Annotated in this window: 15 protein-coding genes; 10 read left to right on the top strand and 5 right to left on the bottom strand. The window is 35.9% G+C overall.

What is annotated here, in order from left to right:
* Nucleotides 1-22 precede the first annotated feature (22 nt).
* From LK994_RS01565 to dinB, 5 genes are all read left to right on the top strand, one after another.
* Complete coding sequence (locus tag LK994_RS01565) at nt 23-1,474, top strand: LptF/LptG family permease (protein ID WP_229761123.1); 1,452 nt, start codon at nt 23-25, stop codon at nt 1,472-1,474.
* Nucleotides 1,475-1,507: 33 nt separating this feature from the next.
* A complete protein-coding gene (locus LK994_RS01560; protein ID WP_229761122.1) occupies nt 1,508-2,260 on the top strand; it encodes a superoxide dismutase in 753 nt (250 codons plus the stop codon).
* Between the two features lie 174 nt (nt 2,261-2,434).
* Nucleotides 2,435-2,905 (top strand): 30S ribosomal protein S16, encoded by a 471-nt coding sequence (gene rpsP / locus LK994_RS14575; RefSeq protein ID WP_317206739.1) that lies wholly within the window; start codon nt 2,435-2,437, stop codon nt 2,903-2,905.
* Nucleotides 2,906-3,105: 200 nt separating this feature from the next.
* A complete protein-coding gene (gene rimM / locus LK994_RS01550; protein WP_229761121.1) occupies nt 3,106-3,621 on the top strand; it encodes a ribosome maturation factor RimM in 516 nt (171 codons plus the stop codon).
* A gap of 41 nt (nt 3,622-3,662) precedes the next feature.
* A complete protein-coding gene (gene dinB / locus LK994_RS01545) occupies nt 3,663-4,835 on the top strand; it encodes a DNA polymerase IV (RefSeq protein ID WP_229761120.1) in 1,173 nt (390 codons plus the stop codon).
* A gap of 22 nt (nt 4,836-4,857) precedes the next feature.
* Here dinB and LK994_RS01540 read toward each other — a convergent pair whose 3' ends face one another.
* Complete coding sequence (locus tag LK994_RS01540; RefSeq protein WP_229761119.1) at nt 4,858-5,271, bottom strand: RrF2 family transcriptional regulator; 414 nt, start codon at nt 5,269-5,271, stop codon at nt 4,858-4,860.
* Between the two features lie 113 nt (nt 5,272-5,384).
* Between LK994_RS01540 and LK994_RS01535 the strand changes: the two genes are divergently transcribed.
* Nucleotides 5,385-6,023, top strand: coding sequence for a peroxiredoxin (locus tag LK994_RS01535; protein WP_229761118.1), 639 nt, complete (start codon nt 5,385-5,387; stop codon nt 6,021-6,023).
* 40 nt (nt 6,024-6,063) lie between these two features.
* Here LK994_RS01535 and LK994_RS01530 read toward each other — a convergent pair whose 3' ends face one another.
* Both LK994_RS01530 and LK994_RS01525 read right to left on the bottom strand, forming a co-directional pair.
* Nucleotides 6,064-6,531, bottom strand: a complete 468-nt coding sequence (locus tag LK994_RS01530; RefSeq protein WP_229761117.1) for a hypothetical protein — start codon at nt 6,529-6,531, stop codon at nt 6,064-6,066.
* A gap of 8 nt (nt 6,532-6,539) precedes the next feature.
* Nucleotides 6,540-8,414 (bottom strand): Nramp family divalent metal transporter, encoded by a 1,875-nt coding sequence (locus LK994_RS01525; RefSeq protein ID WP_229761116.1) that lies wholly within the window; start codon nt 8,412-8,414, stop codon nt 6,540-6,542.
* 25 nt (nt 8,415-8,439) lie between these two features.
* Between LK994_RS01525 and LK994_RS01520 the strand changes: the two genes are divergently transcribed.
* Nucleotides 8,440-8,826 (top strand): RidA family protein, encoded by a 387-nt coding sequence (locus LK994_RS01520; RefSeq protein WP_229761115.1) that lies wholly within the window; start codon nt 8,440-8,442, stop codon nt 8,824-8,826.
* 222 nt (nt 8,827-9,048) lie between these two features.
* A complete protein-coding gene (gene glgP / locus LK994_RS01515) occupies nt 9,049-10,701 on the top strand; it encodes an alpha-glucan family phosphorylase (RefSeq protein ID WP_229761114.1) in 1,653 nt (550 codons plus the stop codon).
* 71 nt (nt 10,702-10,772) lie between these two features.
* Here the strand turns inward: glgP and LK994_RS01510 are convergent, their stop codons facing one another.
* Nucleotides 10,773-11,627, bottom strand: coding sequence for a DUF6263 family protein (locus LK994_RS01510; RefSeq protein ID WP_229761113.1), 855 nt, complete (start codon nt 11,625-11,627; stop codon nt 10,773-10,775).
* A gap of 142 nt (nt 11,628-11,769) precedes the next feature.
* Nucleotides 11,770-11,970 (bottom strand): cold-shock protein, encoded by a 201-nt coding sequence (locus tag LK994_RS01505; protein WP_229761112.1) that lies wholly within the window; start codon nt 11,968-11,970, stop codon nt 11,770-11,772.
* 227 nt (nt 11,971-12,197) lie between these two features.
* Here LK994_RS01505 and LK994_RS01500 point away from each other — a divergent pair, with 227 nt between their 5' ends.
* Nucleotides 12,198-13,856, top strand: a complete 1,659-nt coding sequence (locus LK994_RS01500) for a glycoside hydrolase family 28 protein (RefSeq protein WP_229761111.1) — start codon at nt 12,198-12,200, stop codon at nt 13,854-13,856.
* Between the two features lie 126 nt (nt 13,857-13,982).
* A complete protein-coding gene (locus LK994_RS01495) occupies nt 13,983-14,408 on the top strand; it encodes a hypothetical protein (protein WP_229761110.1) in 426 nt (141 codons plus the stop codon).
* Nucleotides 14,409-14,466: the final 58 nt, after the last annotated feature.

Genomic DNA, 14,466 nt, shown 5'->3' with positions numbered 1-14,466 from the left:
AACTGTTTATGGATGGTATGTTATGATAAAAAAACTAGACAGGCTTATTCTTCGATCATTTATAGGACCGTTCTCTGCAACGTTCTTCATTGCGTATTTTGTTTTGATGATGCAGAGTTTGTGGAAGTATATTGATGATCTGGTAGGGAAAGGGCTTGATTTTATCACAGTCTGCAAATTTTTGTGGTATGCAAGTGCCTCATTACTGATATTGGTAATGCCGATAGCTATATTGATCTCTTCTATAATGACCTTTGGTAATTTGGGAGAAAAATTTGAGCTGGTTGCTATTAAAGCTTCAGGTATTTCCTTGCTGAGATTTATGCGTCCTTTGATGTGGGTGGCCGTTTTACTTTGTCTTATCACTTTTTACTTTGCCAATTATGTTATTCCCAATGCCAATTTAAAATTCAAGGCATTATACTCAGGCATATTATATAAAAAACCGGCATTAGATTTAAAAGAAGGTACATTCTATACGGCAATACCCGGCTATGCAATAAAGGTGGCAAAAAAGGATCCCGATGGAAAAACCATTCGTAAAGTGATCATTTATGAGCAAGGGAATTCTTTACAAGACAATTGTATCATTGCCGAAAAAGGGATCATGCAATTATCCGATAATGAAAAATACCTGGAGTTCACTTTACAAAATGGATTTCGTTACCAGGAACGTGGGTCCTTAATGGATACGGCTACAGAATTTATTGCATTAGGATTTAAAGAGTATAAAAAATTGATAGATATTGAATCGTTGAAATTAGCAACTACACCGGATAGCACTTTTAAGAATGATAGCAGAGCTATGAGTATTCCTAAGATAAATATATTGATAGCATCATTATCGAGGAATGCTGATAGTATAGATAATTTCATAAAAAAGAATATCAACCGAGAGTTGCCTTTTACAAATTCATCCGATTCTTTATGGAAGTATAAAGCAATTGCAGTGACCAAAGCAGATGCAAAAAGAACATCAGTATTGTTTCCTGATTCAGTAAAAACGCAGGTGGAAGAAGAAGCGTTTAGAATAGTTGAGAATTTAAAAAATGTCATACAATTCAGTGGATCGGAATTAGAGAATTACCAAAAAGAAATACGTATCAGTAATATTGAATGGCATCATAAATTCTCCATATCACTGGCTTGCCTGGTATTGTTTTTTATCGGCGCTCCGCTGGGGTCTATTATTCGTAAAGGAGGTTTTGGTATGCCAATGGTGGTAGCCATTATTTTTTTCCTCATCTTTCACTTACTCAATATGTTTGGCGAAAAATTTGCTAGAGATGGGATAGTGCCGTTGGTAGTAGGAACCTGGTTGCCCGTTATTGTATTGACACCTGTTGGTTTTTTCCTTACATACAAAGCCATGCATGATTCTCAGTTATTCAATAAAGAGTTTTATCACAGATCATATAAAAGATTACAAAAATTTGCCCGGTCAACTGTTAATGTTGTAAAGTCCAAAAAATAGTTTACTACATTTACTGTCGTAAAACAATTTCATATGGAACCCTCATCAAGAAGAAAATTTATCAGCAAATCAGCCAAAGCAGGTTTAGCTGCAGTGATAGCCACACAAGGACTTGGTACATTTTTGTCCTCCTGTGCCGCTCCAAAAACTATTACCGGAACCTCAGGGATAAAAACAGGTTTTTCGCAAACACCTTTACCGTATGCATACAATGCATTGGAGCCGTGGATCGATACGGAGACGATGGACATTCACTACAACAAGCATGCAGCCGCGTATGCAAAAAATTTGAATGATGCTGCTAAAGACGAAAGCGTGGATACAGGAAAGCCATTAGAAGATGTGTTGCAAAAAATATCCAAATATTCTATCAAAATGCGAAACAATGCCGGAGGGCATTATAATCACGAGCTTTTCTGGAAATTGCTTTCGTCAAACACCACTACTGCCCCTAAAGGAGCTTTGTTAAGTGTTATCGAAAGAGATTTTGGTTCGTTAGTAAGTTTGCAGAAAGCTTTTAATGAAGCTGCAAAAAGTAGGTTTGGAAGTGGTTGGGCCTGGCTCATATACACAGAAAAGAAACAATTGATGATATGCTCTACCCCCAATCAGGATAATACATTGATGGATATTGCCGAAAATAGAGGCTTCCCATTGTTTGGATTAGATGTATGGGAACATGCCTATTATCTTAAATATCGCAACCGCAGAGCAGAGTATATCGATAATTTCTGGAAAATATTGAACTGGGAATACGTACAACAAAGATTTGATGTTGTGAGGTAATCTCTTCGGTATTAATTACATGCATTTTATTTTGCATGTGTTGACAAACAAAACTGTTTATAAAATTTGGATATTAGTGGCCGGAATAGTACCTTCGCTATCCTTTTTTAAGGAGATTTAGAAACCCTATTAATTAACAACCCAAAAAAATTTCTATTTTTTATGGCTGTAAAAATGAGACTACAAAGACATGGTTCTAAGAAAAGACCATTCTACTTCATCGTAGTTGCGGACGGCAGAGCGCCTCGTGACGGTAAATTCATTCAAAAACTTGGAACCTACAATCCTTTGACTGTTCCTGCAACTGTGCAGATCGATCGTCAAAAGGCATTAGACTGGTTACACAAAGGTGCTCAGCCTACTGACACTGTACGTCGTATCCTTTCTTTCAAAGGTGTATTGTTCTTGAAACATTTACTTCGTGGTGTTAGCTTAGGCTTATTTGATGAAGCGGTTGCAATGCAAAAATTTACCAGCTGGACAGCAGAACATGATTCTAATGTTGCCCGTCGCCAGGGTGCTCATAAAAAAGCACGTATGGAGAGTCGTAACAGACCTGTAGTAAAAAAAGTAGCTGAAGCTCCTGTAGCTGTTCAGGCAACAGAAGAAGCGCCTGCAACTGAAGAACCTAAAACAGAAGAATAAGATTGCTTTTGTTCTTAAATTCTTTGAGTCCCGTTTTGTTACGGGACTTTTTTTATTTATGTACTAAACAGAAGTACTATTATTGAACTTCATTGGCGTCGCACTCTTGTACATTTTATCTTTATTGAACTTTTATCTAAGCGTATATTAATCATAGTTCAGACAATTAAGAACTAGAAACTAAAAACTAACTTTGCAGGATGAATGAATATTTTAAGATAGGAAAGCTGGCAGCAAGTTTTGGACTGAAAGGCGAATTAGTTTTGCAGCATAGTCTTGGTCAAAAAACATCTTTAAAAGGCTTAGAAACTTTTTTCATCGAAGAAGGAAAAGATAATTTCATGCCCTATTTTATTCAATCAACATCTATAAAGAATGATACAGAAATTTACGTTAAAGTAGAAGGTATTGATACTAAAGAAGTAGCCCGTAAACTTACTCCCAAAGAAGTATGGCTACTTGAAGATGATTTTAAAAGATTCGCAGCTAAAGCCTCACCGATCTTTATGGTGGGCTTTAATTTAGTGAGTGATGGAAAAGACCTCGGAGAGATCATTGAAGTGATAGAACAGCCCCACCAGATACTTTGTGCGATCTTATTGAATGGTAAAGAAGCACTTATCCCAATTCACGAAGACTCCTTAGAAAAAGTAGACCATAAAAACAGGAAAGTTTTTGTAACACTACCGGATGGCTTGTTAGATATCTACCAATAACATGCATTTAAAATTTTCAGCGTTCAATTTTCAATTGCAAATTGCTCAAAAATTTAGTATTTTGCAGTGTGAACGATCCCCAACGCATCATAGCACATTTTGATCTCGATTCTTTTTTTGTAGCCGTGGAAGTATTGCTCAATCCCGAGTTAAAAGGGAAGCCGGTAATACTAGGCTCAAAAGAAAGAGGGATAGTAACTACGTGCAGTTACGAAGCCAGAAAATTTGGTGTGCATAGTGGTATGCCCGGTAATAAGGCTTTTCAGTTATGTCCGCATGGATTGTTTATAAAAGGAACAAGAGGAGAATACAGCAAATACAGCAGGTGGGTCACACAGATCATTGCATCCCGGGCTCCCTTGTTTGAAAAAGCAAGTATTGATGAATTTTATCTTGACCTAACAGGTATGGATAAGTTCTTTAATCCATTACAATGGACCATTGATCTGCGTCAGCAAATTATTGATGAAACCCGGCTACCTATTTCTTTTGGTATGGCCAGTAATAAGATGGTTGCTAAGATCGCTACCGATGAGGCTAAGCCCAATGGATATTTACAGGTCCCTTTTGGAAAAGAGAAAGAATTTTTAGCACCTTTGGCAGTAAATAAAATTCCTGGAGTTGGTGGGCACACCTATGAAGTACTGAAAGCAATGGGCATTAAGACCATTGCCGATATAAGTAGCAGAACAAAAGAAGAATTGGAAGAGCGATTAGGCAAATGGGGTGGAGATCTATGGCAGAAAAGTTTTGGTATTCATTCAAGAGAGGTTTCACAATACCATGAAGCAAAATCTATTTCTACAGAAAATACTTTTTTTGACAATCTTACAGATATAGCTTTGGTATTGAGTGAACTGGTAAGGCAAACTGAAAAAATTGCTTTTGAATTAAGACAGGAGGGAAAGGTGGCTGGTTGTATAGCAGTGAAGATCCGTTATCCTGATTTTGAAACTACCTCACGGCAAACAACGGTGCCGTATACCTGTGTCGATGATGAAATTATACCTGTGGCTAAGGAGTTGTTTCACCAATTATACAAAAAAGGGAAACCTATCCGATTGTTAGGTGTAAGATTAAGTGAGTTGACGAACGATGCTGTACAAACAAACTTATTTAATGATGCCGAACGTAAATCTGATCTATATAAAGCAATTGATGATGTAAAAAATAAATTTGGAACAGTGAAATTGAAGAGGGCATCTTCATCTTAATGATCTTTTATATATAAAAAAATCAATTGCTATCAATCAACTCTGCCAAAGTCTTTTTCTCTAAAATTTTCAATGTAGCATCTCTAGTAATTTGCATTGCTTTATTCAAGCCACAGGATTTTTCATCACAATCCTCACATTTTTCGTAAAAATTAAGGCTTACACAAGGAAGCAAAGCAATCGGTCCTCCCACTAATCTGATTGCAGTAGCCAAAGAAGTTTTTTTAGGAGATTGTATCAGGTAATAACCTCCCCCCTTACCTTTTTTGCTATCCAAAACCTTTGCCTGTTTCAATTCTAACAAAATGGTTTCCAGAAATTTGATCGGAATTTTTTTCTTTTTAGCAATATCAGAGATCAGCACAGGCCCCTCGCCGTATTTAGCAGCCAGGTATCCAAGCGCTTTCAATGCGTATTTCGTCTTTTTCGATAACATGGTTTAAAATTACTATTATTTTTTAAAAAAATATCAATAAAAGTCTACTTATTTTGTAGACTACAGTATATTTGCACTTCAAATCATTTAATCACTTAAAAAATTATATAGCTATGAGTTTACGTTTAGGGGATATTGCTCCCAACTTTAAAGCAAAAACTTCTTTAGGAGAGATCGACTTTTATGAATATCTAGGCGATTCTTGGGGAATTTTATTTTCTCACCCTGCAGATTATACTCCTGTTTGTACTACTGAATTAGGAAGAACTGCTGCCTTGAAAGACGAATTTGCAAAACGCAATGTAAAAGTATTGGCATTAAGTGTTGATCCGGTTGATAAACATTTAGGCTGGATCAGTGATATCAATGAAACACAACACTGTTCTGTTGAATTTCCGATTATTGCTGATGATGATAGAAAAGTATCTACTTTGTATGATTTTATTCATCCTAATGCTTCAGCTACTGCAACAGTACGTTCTTTAGTGATCATTGGCCCGGATAAAACTGTTAAACTGATCATTACTTATCCTGCATCTACCGGAAGAAATTTCGTTGAAGTATTAAGAGTGGTAGATTCATTACAATTAACAGCTAACTACAGTGTAGCTACACCGGCTAATTGGGCTAATGGAGAAAAAGTAATTGTAGTACCTGCTGTTAGTACCGAAGATGCAATTAAGAAATTTCCTAAAGGGTTGGATATAGTAAAACCTTATTTGAGGTATACACCGCAACCAAATCTTGACTAAGAATTATATTTTTTTTTGAAGCCGCTATATGCGGCTTTTTTTATGCGGCATCTTTATCCATCCAGTCCTTCTCCTTAGCATCGCCACCGGCAATTACCGCAGCGGTAATGAAAAGAAATAATATCTGTGATACCAATACAAAGTGTGAATTATCATTCAATGTATTCAACCAGATCTTTCTTAATCCAAAAAATTTAAGTGTAAGCAATACAATTGCAGTAAAGCAGATCAAACTTCCAAGCGTAAGTAAGGTTCTTGCCAGTACTCTTGAAAATTTGCTGGTTGATAACGGAATTTTTTTGTGCAGATAATAATATCCTGCAAAGAAAACAGCGTATGGGATAATGAGAACAACGATACTAAAAAAACTATCAAATCCGGGAATATTGAACATTGTTATAGATAATACTTTCAGGATATAAAAGATCAGTATTACGAATAGAATAAATCCGATCAATCCTCCCAGTATCATGGCCATTAACCCGAAATATTTATTAAAATTTCTCATGTATTGATTTAAACGTTTACAACAAGTACAGGGATCTTTAGTTCATGTCTTACGGTGTTTACTGTTTCGCCATAAATAAGATCTTTAAGGCCGGTGTGCCCATGAGCACCTACCACCAACATATCTGCATCAATATCTTTTACAATTCTTACAATTTCTTTAGCCCTGTTTTTAAAACCGATAGATCCAGCGGCCTTATATCCTTTTGTTTGTAATTGACTTACATACAGATCAATTCTTTCTTTATCTTTTCTTGTTTCATAATCATCACTCTCTTTTCCAAGCATAGATGCAGAAGCACTTTCTACAATATGTATCAAATGATATTCTGTATTTATATTACCTTGCCCTAATGCAAATGATATTAATTTTTCATCATTTTCAGAAAAATCCAATGCAATAGCTACATGATCAAATGCAGGGATGGCAAGGTTTTGCAGGTCATATACATCCGGGTGTAACTCTATTGATGGCGGAGTGTTGTATTTTGAAAAGAATGGATGAACTACTATATATGCCAACAATCCGGTGAATAATAATCCAAATAATAGTAAAATTATTTTTGGAAAAATTGCCGGGGAAGCAAAAACAGGAATAGCTTCATTTAATAACATCTTTATATTTAAAAAAATAAGTACTGAAGCAATTAACCAGGCTGCAATTTTTGTAGGAAGTTTGATAGAGAAATTGCCCATTTTTTGTTTGTCACTTACAAAATGGATCAATGGGATAATGGCAAATCCTAATTGAAGGCTTAGCACAACCTGACTTAGCACCAATAAAGCATCAATATTTTCTTCTCCATAAATTATGATCACTATCAGTGCCGGGATAATGGCAAGCAACCTGGTGATCAATCTGCGTAACCATGGGTTGATACGTAAGCTAAGATAACCTTCCATAATGATCTGTCCTGCCAGCGTACCAGTGATCGTACTGCTTTGCCCTGCGGCAATTAAAGCAACAGCAAAAAGTACCGGAGCAGCATTTCCTAAAAAGCCAGGTAATAAGCGGTGAGCTTCTTTAATTTCTGCTACATGTGAATTGCCTGTTTTAAAAAATACTGTTGCTGCAACTACTAAAATTGCAGCGTTTACAAAAAATGCCAGGTTTAATGCGATTGTGCTATCAATACGATTGAATTTGAGCGCTTGTTTTATTCCTTCATCAGTACGTTCAATTTTTCGGGTTTGGACCAAAGCAGAATGTAAGTATAAATTATGCGGCATTACTGTAGCTCCAATGATACCTATCGCAATATACAGGGCTTCATTATCAGGAAAATGAGGAATAAAGCCAACAGCTACTTCCGATAAGTTAGGCTTTGCCAAAATGATCTCAATTAAAAAACATACAGCAACAATTGCCACCAGCGTTATAATGAAAGCTTCCATTTTACGCATGCCCATCTTTTGCAGATATAATAATAAAAAGGTGTCAAGCACTGTAATGGATACACCCCATACCAGTGGAAGTCCTGTTAATAATTGTATGCCTATTGCCATCCCTAATACTTCAGCCAGATCGCATGCAGCAATGGCTATTTCTGCTAATATGTACAAAATGAAATTTACCACTCTCGGATATGCTTCTCTATTCGCCTGTGCCAGATCTCTGCCTCGAACAATGCCCAATCTTGCAGACAAACCCTGTAGTAATAAAGCCATCAGGTTACTCATCAGCAACACCCATATAAGTGTATAGCCAAATTTACTACCGCCGGCAAGGTCGGTGGCCCAGTTGCCAGGGTCCATATAACCAACACTTACAAGATACGCCGGACCGAAAAACGCTAATATGCGTCTCCAGCCTATTTGCTTTTTTTGGGTGGTGTCTACACTTTCGTGTACTTCGCTAAGAGATAAATCTTTATTTTTATTCATTCTGCAATAACAAAATTACGCATATATGACTGAAAGAGTGAAAATAGCTTCTGGCAGTGCCTGGGAAAATATAGTTGGTTACTCAAGAGCGGTAAGGGTTGGTAATATAATAGAAGTGGCCGGCACTACCGCTGTGGATGGAGATCAATTGATTGGCGAAGGGGATGTCTATGTTCAGACGAGGTTTATTTTCAGTAAAATTGAAAAAGCTCTTCATGAAGCAGGAAGTTCATTAAATGATGTGGTGCGTACACGTATGTATGTAACCGATATCAGTAAATGGGAATTGATAGCCAAAGCTCATGGTGAAGTATTCGGACAGATAAAGCCGGTAACCACTATGGTGGAGGTTGCCAAACTCATCGATGAAAAACTATTGATAGAAATAGAGATGACGGCAATCATATCCTGATTTTTTGTAACAGGACAGAAAAGACGTACCTTACGCCTTGCTGCCAATATGAAAAAAGGAGTAATATTTACTATTACTTCAAAACAACATAGTATTCTTTGGGCAGCTATTTTTTTGGGGTATGTCCCATATGTGTATGAGTTACACAATAATTTCCCACAGACATCTATTTTACTGAATTTTTATCTTAATATTGCACCCACAAATTAAAGCGAACTGAATATGAATTTCACAAATTTTAAAGTACCGTATCAGGTTAATGAAAACTATTCCAAAAAGGTTGCTTACTTCTCAATGGAGTTTGCCGTACATCAACCTTTAAAAATATACAGCGGAGGGTTAGGTTTCTTATCAGGCTCACACATGCGTAGCGCCTATGAATTAAAACAAAATTTAGTTGGTATTGGTATACTCTGGAAATATGGTTACTATGATCAGGCACGTAATCCCGATCAAACACTTCAAGTACAATGGAATGAAAAAATATATAATTTTTTAGAAGATACAGGGATCAAATTTCAGATAACTGTTCATGATCATCCGATCTGGGTAAAAGCGTATTATTTGAATCCGGAAACTTTTAAAAGTGCTCCGATGTTCTTATTAAGTACAGATCTGCCTGAGAATGATTATGTAACGCAAACTATTTGTCATCGTTTGTACGATGGTAATATATCAACGAAAGTTGCTCAGTTTATTTTACTTGGAGTAGGTGGTGCAAAATTAATGGATGAATTAAATTTCAATCCTGAATTGTATCATTTGAACGAAGCACATGCTATCAGTGCAGCGTTTTATTTGTATCGTAAATTCGGTAATGTTGAAGAAGTTAAAAAACGTCTGGTGTTTACTACACATACACCGGAAGAAGCTGGTAATGAAAAACATGATATTTTTCTTTGTGATAAAATGAGTTACTTCTGTGGAATGCCATTGGATGAAGTTCGCAGAATTACCGGGATGGAAGATGATCAGTTTAACCATTCTTTGGCAGCATTACGTTTTGCTAAATTGGCAAATGGTGTATCACAATTGCATGGTGAGGTAAGCAGGAAGATGTGGGGTAAATACAAAGGCATCTGCGAAATAAAAGCCATTACCAATGCACAGAACTGGACATATTGGGCAGATAAACAAATGTATAAAGCCAAGGCTGAAGAAAATGATGTTTGGTTTGATGATAGAAAAAGATTTTTGAAAAAAAGAGCGTTGGATATTGTTGCTGATCAAACCGGAAAAGTATTAGATCCGGATGTGCTTACTATTGTTTGGGCACGTAGGTTTGCAGGATACAAAAGAGCAGAATTGTTAACCAGAGATATCAAACGTTTTGAAGCATTGTTGAGCAATAAGAAATATCCGGTTCAAATAATCTGGGCTGGTAAACCTTATCCATTAGATTATCCTGCTATCAATGACTTTAATCACCTGGTACATTTAAGTAAACAATATAAGAATGTTGCGGTGTGCATTGGCTATGAATTAGCATTGAGTAAACGCTTGAAACAAGCAGCTGATATTTGGTTAAATAATCCACGTGTGCCAAGAGAAGCCAGTGGTACCAGCGGTATGACAGCTGCTATGAATGGAGCGGTAAACTTCAGTACCAATGATGGATGGATCTGTGAGTTTATCAATAATGGCAATAATGGTTTTGTAGTTCCGCCAATTGACTATGAAAATATTCATGTACAAGAACAAGATGAATACGACCTTAATCAATTGTACGAAATATTGGAAAAACAAATATTGCCTTTGTATTACGATAACAAAGATACCTGGAGACATATAGTCAAAAATGGTATGAGTGATGTTCAGGTGCAGTTTGATAGCAATCGCATGGCCGATGAATATTATAAAATATTGTACAAATAATCACTGTTTACAGTATTAAAAAAGGGCTGTCTGTAAAAGACGGCCCTTTCTGTTTTTAAAAAAATATATTTTTACTCGCTGGTGATAGAGGTAATTACTGTGCCTGTAACAGGTACCGACATTCCCATGATATCTGCACTTCCATTCATCTTAACTGTAGATTTTCTTTCTATGATAACGCCGGTTTTGATATCTACTTTTCTTGCTTCAGCAACATCATTCACAATATTGGTTGAAATATCCATGCCCATCATTTCTGTTTTAATATTATTTATGATCTTTTCTGTAATAGTTAACACCGCTATATTGTTTTGTAAAGAGTCCCATTTATAGGTAGTGTATTTTTTAATATCTCCTGATATTAGGCTGTCTGTCCAGCTATCTCCTAATTTTTTATCGGTTGGTAACAGCATAAAATAACTTTCAATCGTTGCTTCATCATTTCCGCTGCCCATCAATTGATCGATCATCCCACTCATCAGGTCAGCATTTTTTGAAGCGGTATTGCTGCTTTTAGCAATAGAATCAGTTGATATGCAACTATTGTTACAACCTAGTTCAAATGGTTTAACTACATTTATATCTTTTCCGAAATCTTTCATCTCACCATTCATGTCCTCTTTATTGTCACTGTCAAATTTTTTGCTGGTTCCCATCAAAGAGATGTCAGATTTCAAACGGGTAGTGGTAAAATCTATCTTGTATTTTTCTTTATCAACACTTTTAACCAGAATGTTTTTATGATTAACAACGTCAATATCCATGTCCATACTTTGACCAAGTGCTTCCTGGCTAATATTGCCCTTTATCGTAGAAGTGAATTTTAGTGATTGATTTCCTGTAAGCACAATCTTTGTTGTTTGCTTTTGGGCGAAGCAACCTATTGAAACTATAATTGCTAAAGGTATCAGGATAGCTTTTTTCATATATGTTTTGTTTGTAAAGACGCAAATTTAAAGTCAAAAGGTGGATTATAATCTCGTATTTAAGATGAATTTAACAGCAGGGGCAATAAAAAGGGCTGCAATAGCAGCCCATAATACCTTATTATTAAGAAAGATTAATTTATTAAACTAATTTAACGTTAACGGCATTCATACCTTTTTTACCTTCTTGCAAATCAAACTCAACTTTATCGCCTTCTTTGATATCGCTTAGTAAACCACTTACGTGTACAAAGGTTTCTTTGTTAGAGTCATCATGCTTGATAAAACCGAAGCCTTTTTCTGCGTTGAAAAATTTTACGGTTCCTTGATTTTTTGTGTCCATTTTAAATTGTATTGTATTAATTAATGTGCAAAGCTATGCTTTTATTTCCACAAACCCGGAAAGATTGTTATGTTATTACTTTGCTAAACTCCCAAAATCAGGGCTTTTACGCTGTTTTTATATATAATTTGGTCTTAATTAATGGGAACGTTGCCGCAATTTTTCTTTCCCTGCATGGGGTGAAAGTGTAATTTTGGTGACATTGCTTGTTAAGAAAAAGTATAAACATGATAAAAATATCCAATAAAGTACTGCCGTATTTCTCAAGAAAAATGATTTTCCCCCTTATGTTTTTGCTGATATCGGCCTTTAGTGCAACTGCACAGAAAAAAGATCTGGCATGGTATACAGCAAATGCTCCTTTTAAAATGCCCGTGGTAGCTACTCCCGTTTTCTCAGACAAAGTGTTTTCTATAAAAGATTTTGGTGCAGTAAGTGATGGACAAACTTTAAATACCACAGCATTTGAAAAAACCATTGCAGCATGTGCAACGGCTGGTGGAGGTAAAGTAGTGGTACCCGCTGGTCTATGGCTCACAGGTCCTATACAGCTTAAGAGTAATATTAACCTTGAGGTTCAAAGAGGAGCCATTATACTTTTTACAAAAGATCATTCACAATATCCAATCATTAAAGCTTCTAACACCAGCACTAATTATCAACCAGCATCTCCTATTTATGGATATGATCTGAAAAATATTGCTATTACCGGAGAAGGTATCATTGATGGAGGGGGCGATAGTTGGAGGCCAGTAAAAAAAGGCAAGACAACCGAAGCCCAATGGAAAGGGTTATTAGCATCCGGTGGTGTTCTGAGTAAAGATGGCGGATTATGGTGGCCAAGTAAAGAGGCAATGGAGGGGGAAGATTTTGTAAAACAATTAAAGCTAAAAACAGCTAAGCCGCTTGCCGCTGATTATTTACCTGCAAGAGATTACCTGAGACCTCATCTGTTGTTTTTGGTTAATTGCGAAAATATATTGGTAGAAGGCGTAACCATCAGAAATTCTCCTAAGTTTTTATTTTATCCAAGTAAATGTATAAACCTTACGATTCAGCATGCTAATTTCTATAATGAGTGGTGGGCCCAAAATGGTGATGCAATAGATATCAGTGCCTGTGAAAATGTAGTGGTATATGATTGTAATGTGAGTGCAGGAGATGATGCGATCTGTATGAAAAGTAGTAGAGGTAAAAGCGACTTGAGTGATGCATTTAATTTGCAGAATATTTTAATTGCCGGTTGTAATGTATATAATGGTCATGGTGGTTTTGTTATTGGTAGCAATACAGATGGCGGCATGAGAAATATTTTTGTAACGGATTGTAATTTTATTGGAACAGATATTGGTATACGTGTTAAAAGTAATGCTGGCAGAGGTGGTGTTGTAAAGGATATTTATATCTGCAATATTTACATGAAAGATATCTTACACGAAGCCATTTCTTTTGATACTTATTATGAAGATGTTCCTGCAGGAACAGTAAAAGATACAATACGTACTATAAGAGATAAAACACCTATGTTCAGTGATTTTCATCTGAGCAATATATATTGTAATGGAGCAGAAATAGCTGTAAGCATTACAGGGTTGCCTGAAATGCCCATTACTAAACTGATGTTTGATAATGTTGTTATTAGTGCTAAGAAAGGATTTGAGGCTTCAGATGCGACTCAGCTTAATTTGAAATCGGTGAAGATAATCACACCTGAAAGCCCTATATATACATTGAATAATGTAAAAGGATTCTATATAACTGATGGTTATTTCCCTGTTGATGCCAAAGTGTTTATTAAGGCAGATGCAAAATCTTCAGACATAAAAGTGTTGTCAACTGATCTCAGAAATATAAAAGGAGCACTTGAGTTTGCAGCAAAAAAATAATAAAATAATGTTTGTTTGATAGATAGTAAAGGCCCGGCATTAATTGTCGGGTCTTTCTTTTGTGTAAATTCTTTTACAAGGCATTAAACTTTGCATTGCTGCAGGCATCCAATAAAAAAATGATCAATGAAAAATATTTTTTTGCTACTCGTTATAAATATTATTTGTATTAATTCCTTTGGCCAAATTCAACGAAATGTGGTGCCATTGGATAAAGGCAGATTTTCGGCGGATTCGGTAAGACCGGATAAATCAAAAGTAGTTGGGAAAAAGAATAAGCAAATATTTAAAGACCTTAATCTTACAAAAGAACAATTTGGTAAACTTAAAGAAATTCGACAAGTGAACAAAGCCAAAAGAGAAGCGGTAAATGACAATGATGCACTTTCTGCAGAGGAGAAAAGAATACAGTTGAAAGCAATAAACAAAACTGCCAATGATGCGATCAAGGCTATTTTGAGCAAAGAACAGTGGGAAAAATATCAGGAAGAAAAGAAAAAGAAGTCAGTGGATACCGAGAAAAATATGCAGGTAACAGATACAGAACAATAAAGAATAACAAATTTCTTACATAAGCAGTAAGGTTTGAGTTAAGCAAGATAAGAAGCCG

Origin of the sequence: Ferruginibacter lapsinanis, assembly GCF_020783315.1 — a bacterium.
Taxonomy (GTDB): domain Bacteria; phylum Bacteroidota; class Bacteroidia; order Chitinophagales; family Chitinophagaceae; genus Ferruginibacter; species Ferruginibacter lapsinanis.
This window is presented reverse-complemented; position numbering and strand designations above follow the sequence as displayed.

Excerpts from the sequence above, each read along its gene's own strand:
- LK994_RS01520 (WP_229761115.1), top strand. The coding sequence starts at position 8,440 with ATGACTGAAAGAGTGAAAATAGCTTCTGGCAGTGCCTGGGAAAATATA.
- LK994_RS01530 (WP_229761117.1), bottom strand. The coding sequence starts at position 6,531 with ATGAGAAATTTTAATAAATATTTCGGGTTAATGGCCATGATACTGGGA.
- glgP (WP_229761114.1), top strand. The coding sequence starts at position 9,049 with ATGAATTTCACAAATTTTAAAGTACCGTATCAGGTTAATGAAAACTAT.
- LK994_RS01565 (WP_229761123.1), top strand. The coding sequence starts at position 23 with ATGATAAAAAAACTAGACAGGCTTATTCTTCGATCATTTATAGGACCG.
- LK994_RS01495 (WP_229761110.1), top strand. The coding sequence starts at position 13,983 with ATGAAAAATATTTTTTTGCTACTCGTTATAAATATTATTTGTATTAAT.
- LK994_RS01560 (WP_229761122.1), top strand. The coding sequence starts at position 1,508 with ATGGAACCCTCATCAAGAAGAAAATTTATCAGCAAATCAGCCAAAGCA.
- LK994_RS01535 (WP_229761118.1), top strand. The coding sequence starts at position 5,385 with ATGAGTTTACGTTTAGGGGATATTGCTCCCAACTTTAAAGCAAAAACT.
- LK994_RS01500 (WP_229761111.1), top strand. The coding sequence starts at position 12,198 with ATGATAAAAATATCCAATAAAGTACTGCCGTATTTCTCAAGAAAAATG.
- LK994_RS01540 (WP_229761119.1), bottom strand. The coding sequence starts at position 5,271 with ATGTTATCGAAAAAGACGAAATACGCATTGAAAGCGCTTGGATACCTG.
- rpsP (WP_317206739.1), top strand. The coding sequence starts at position 2,435 with ATGAGACTACAAAGACATGGTTCTAAGAAAAGACCATTCTACTTCATC.
- LK994_RS01525 (WP_229761116.1), bottom strand. The coding sequence starts at position 8,414 with ATGAATAAAAATAAAGATTTATCTCTTAGCGAAGTACACGAAAGTGTA.
- rimM (WP_229761121.1), top strand. The coding sequence starts at position 3,106 with ATGAATGAATATTTTAAGATAGGAAAGCTGGCAGCAAGTTTTGGACTG.
- LK994_RS01505 (WP_229761112.1), bottom strand. The coding sequence starts at position 11,970 with ATGGACACAAAAAATCAAGGAACCGTAAAATTTTTCAACGCAGAAAAA.
- LK994_RS01510 (WP_229761113.1), bottom strand. The coding sequence starts at position 11,627 with ATGAAAAAAGCTATCCTGATACCTTTAGCAATTATAGTTTCAATAGGT.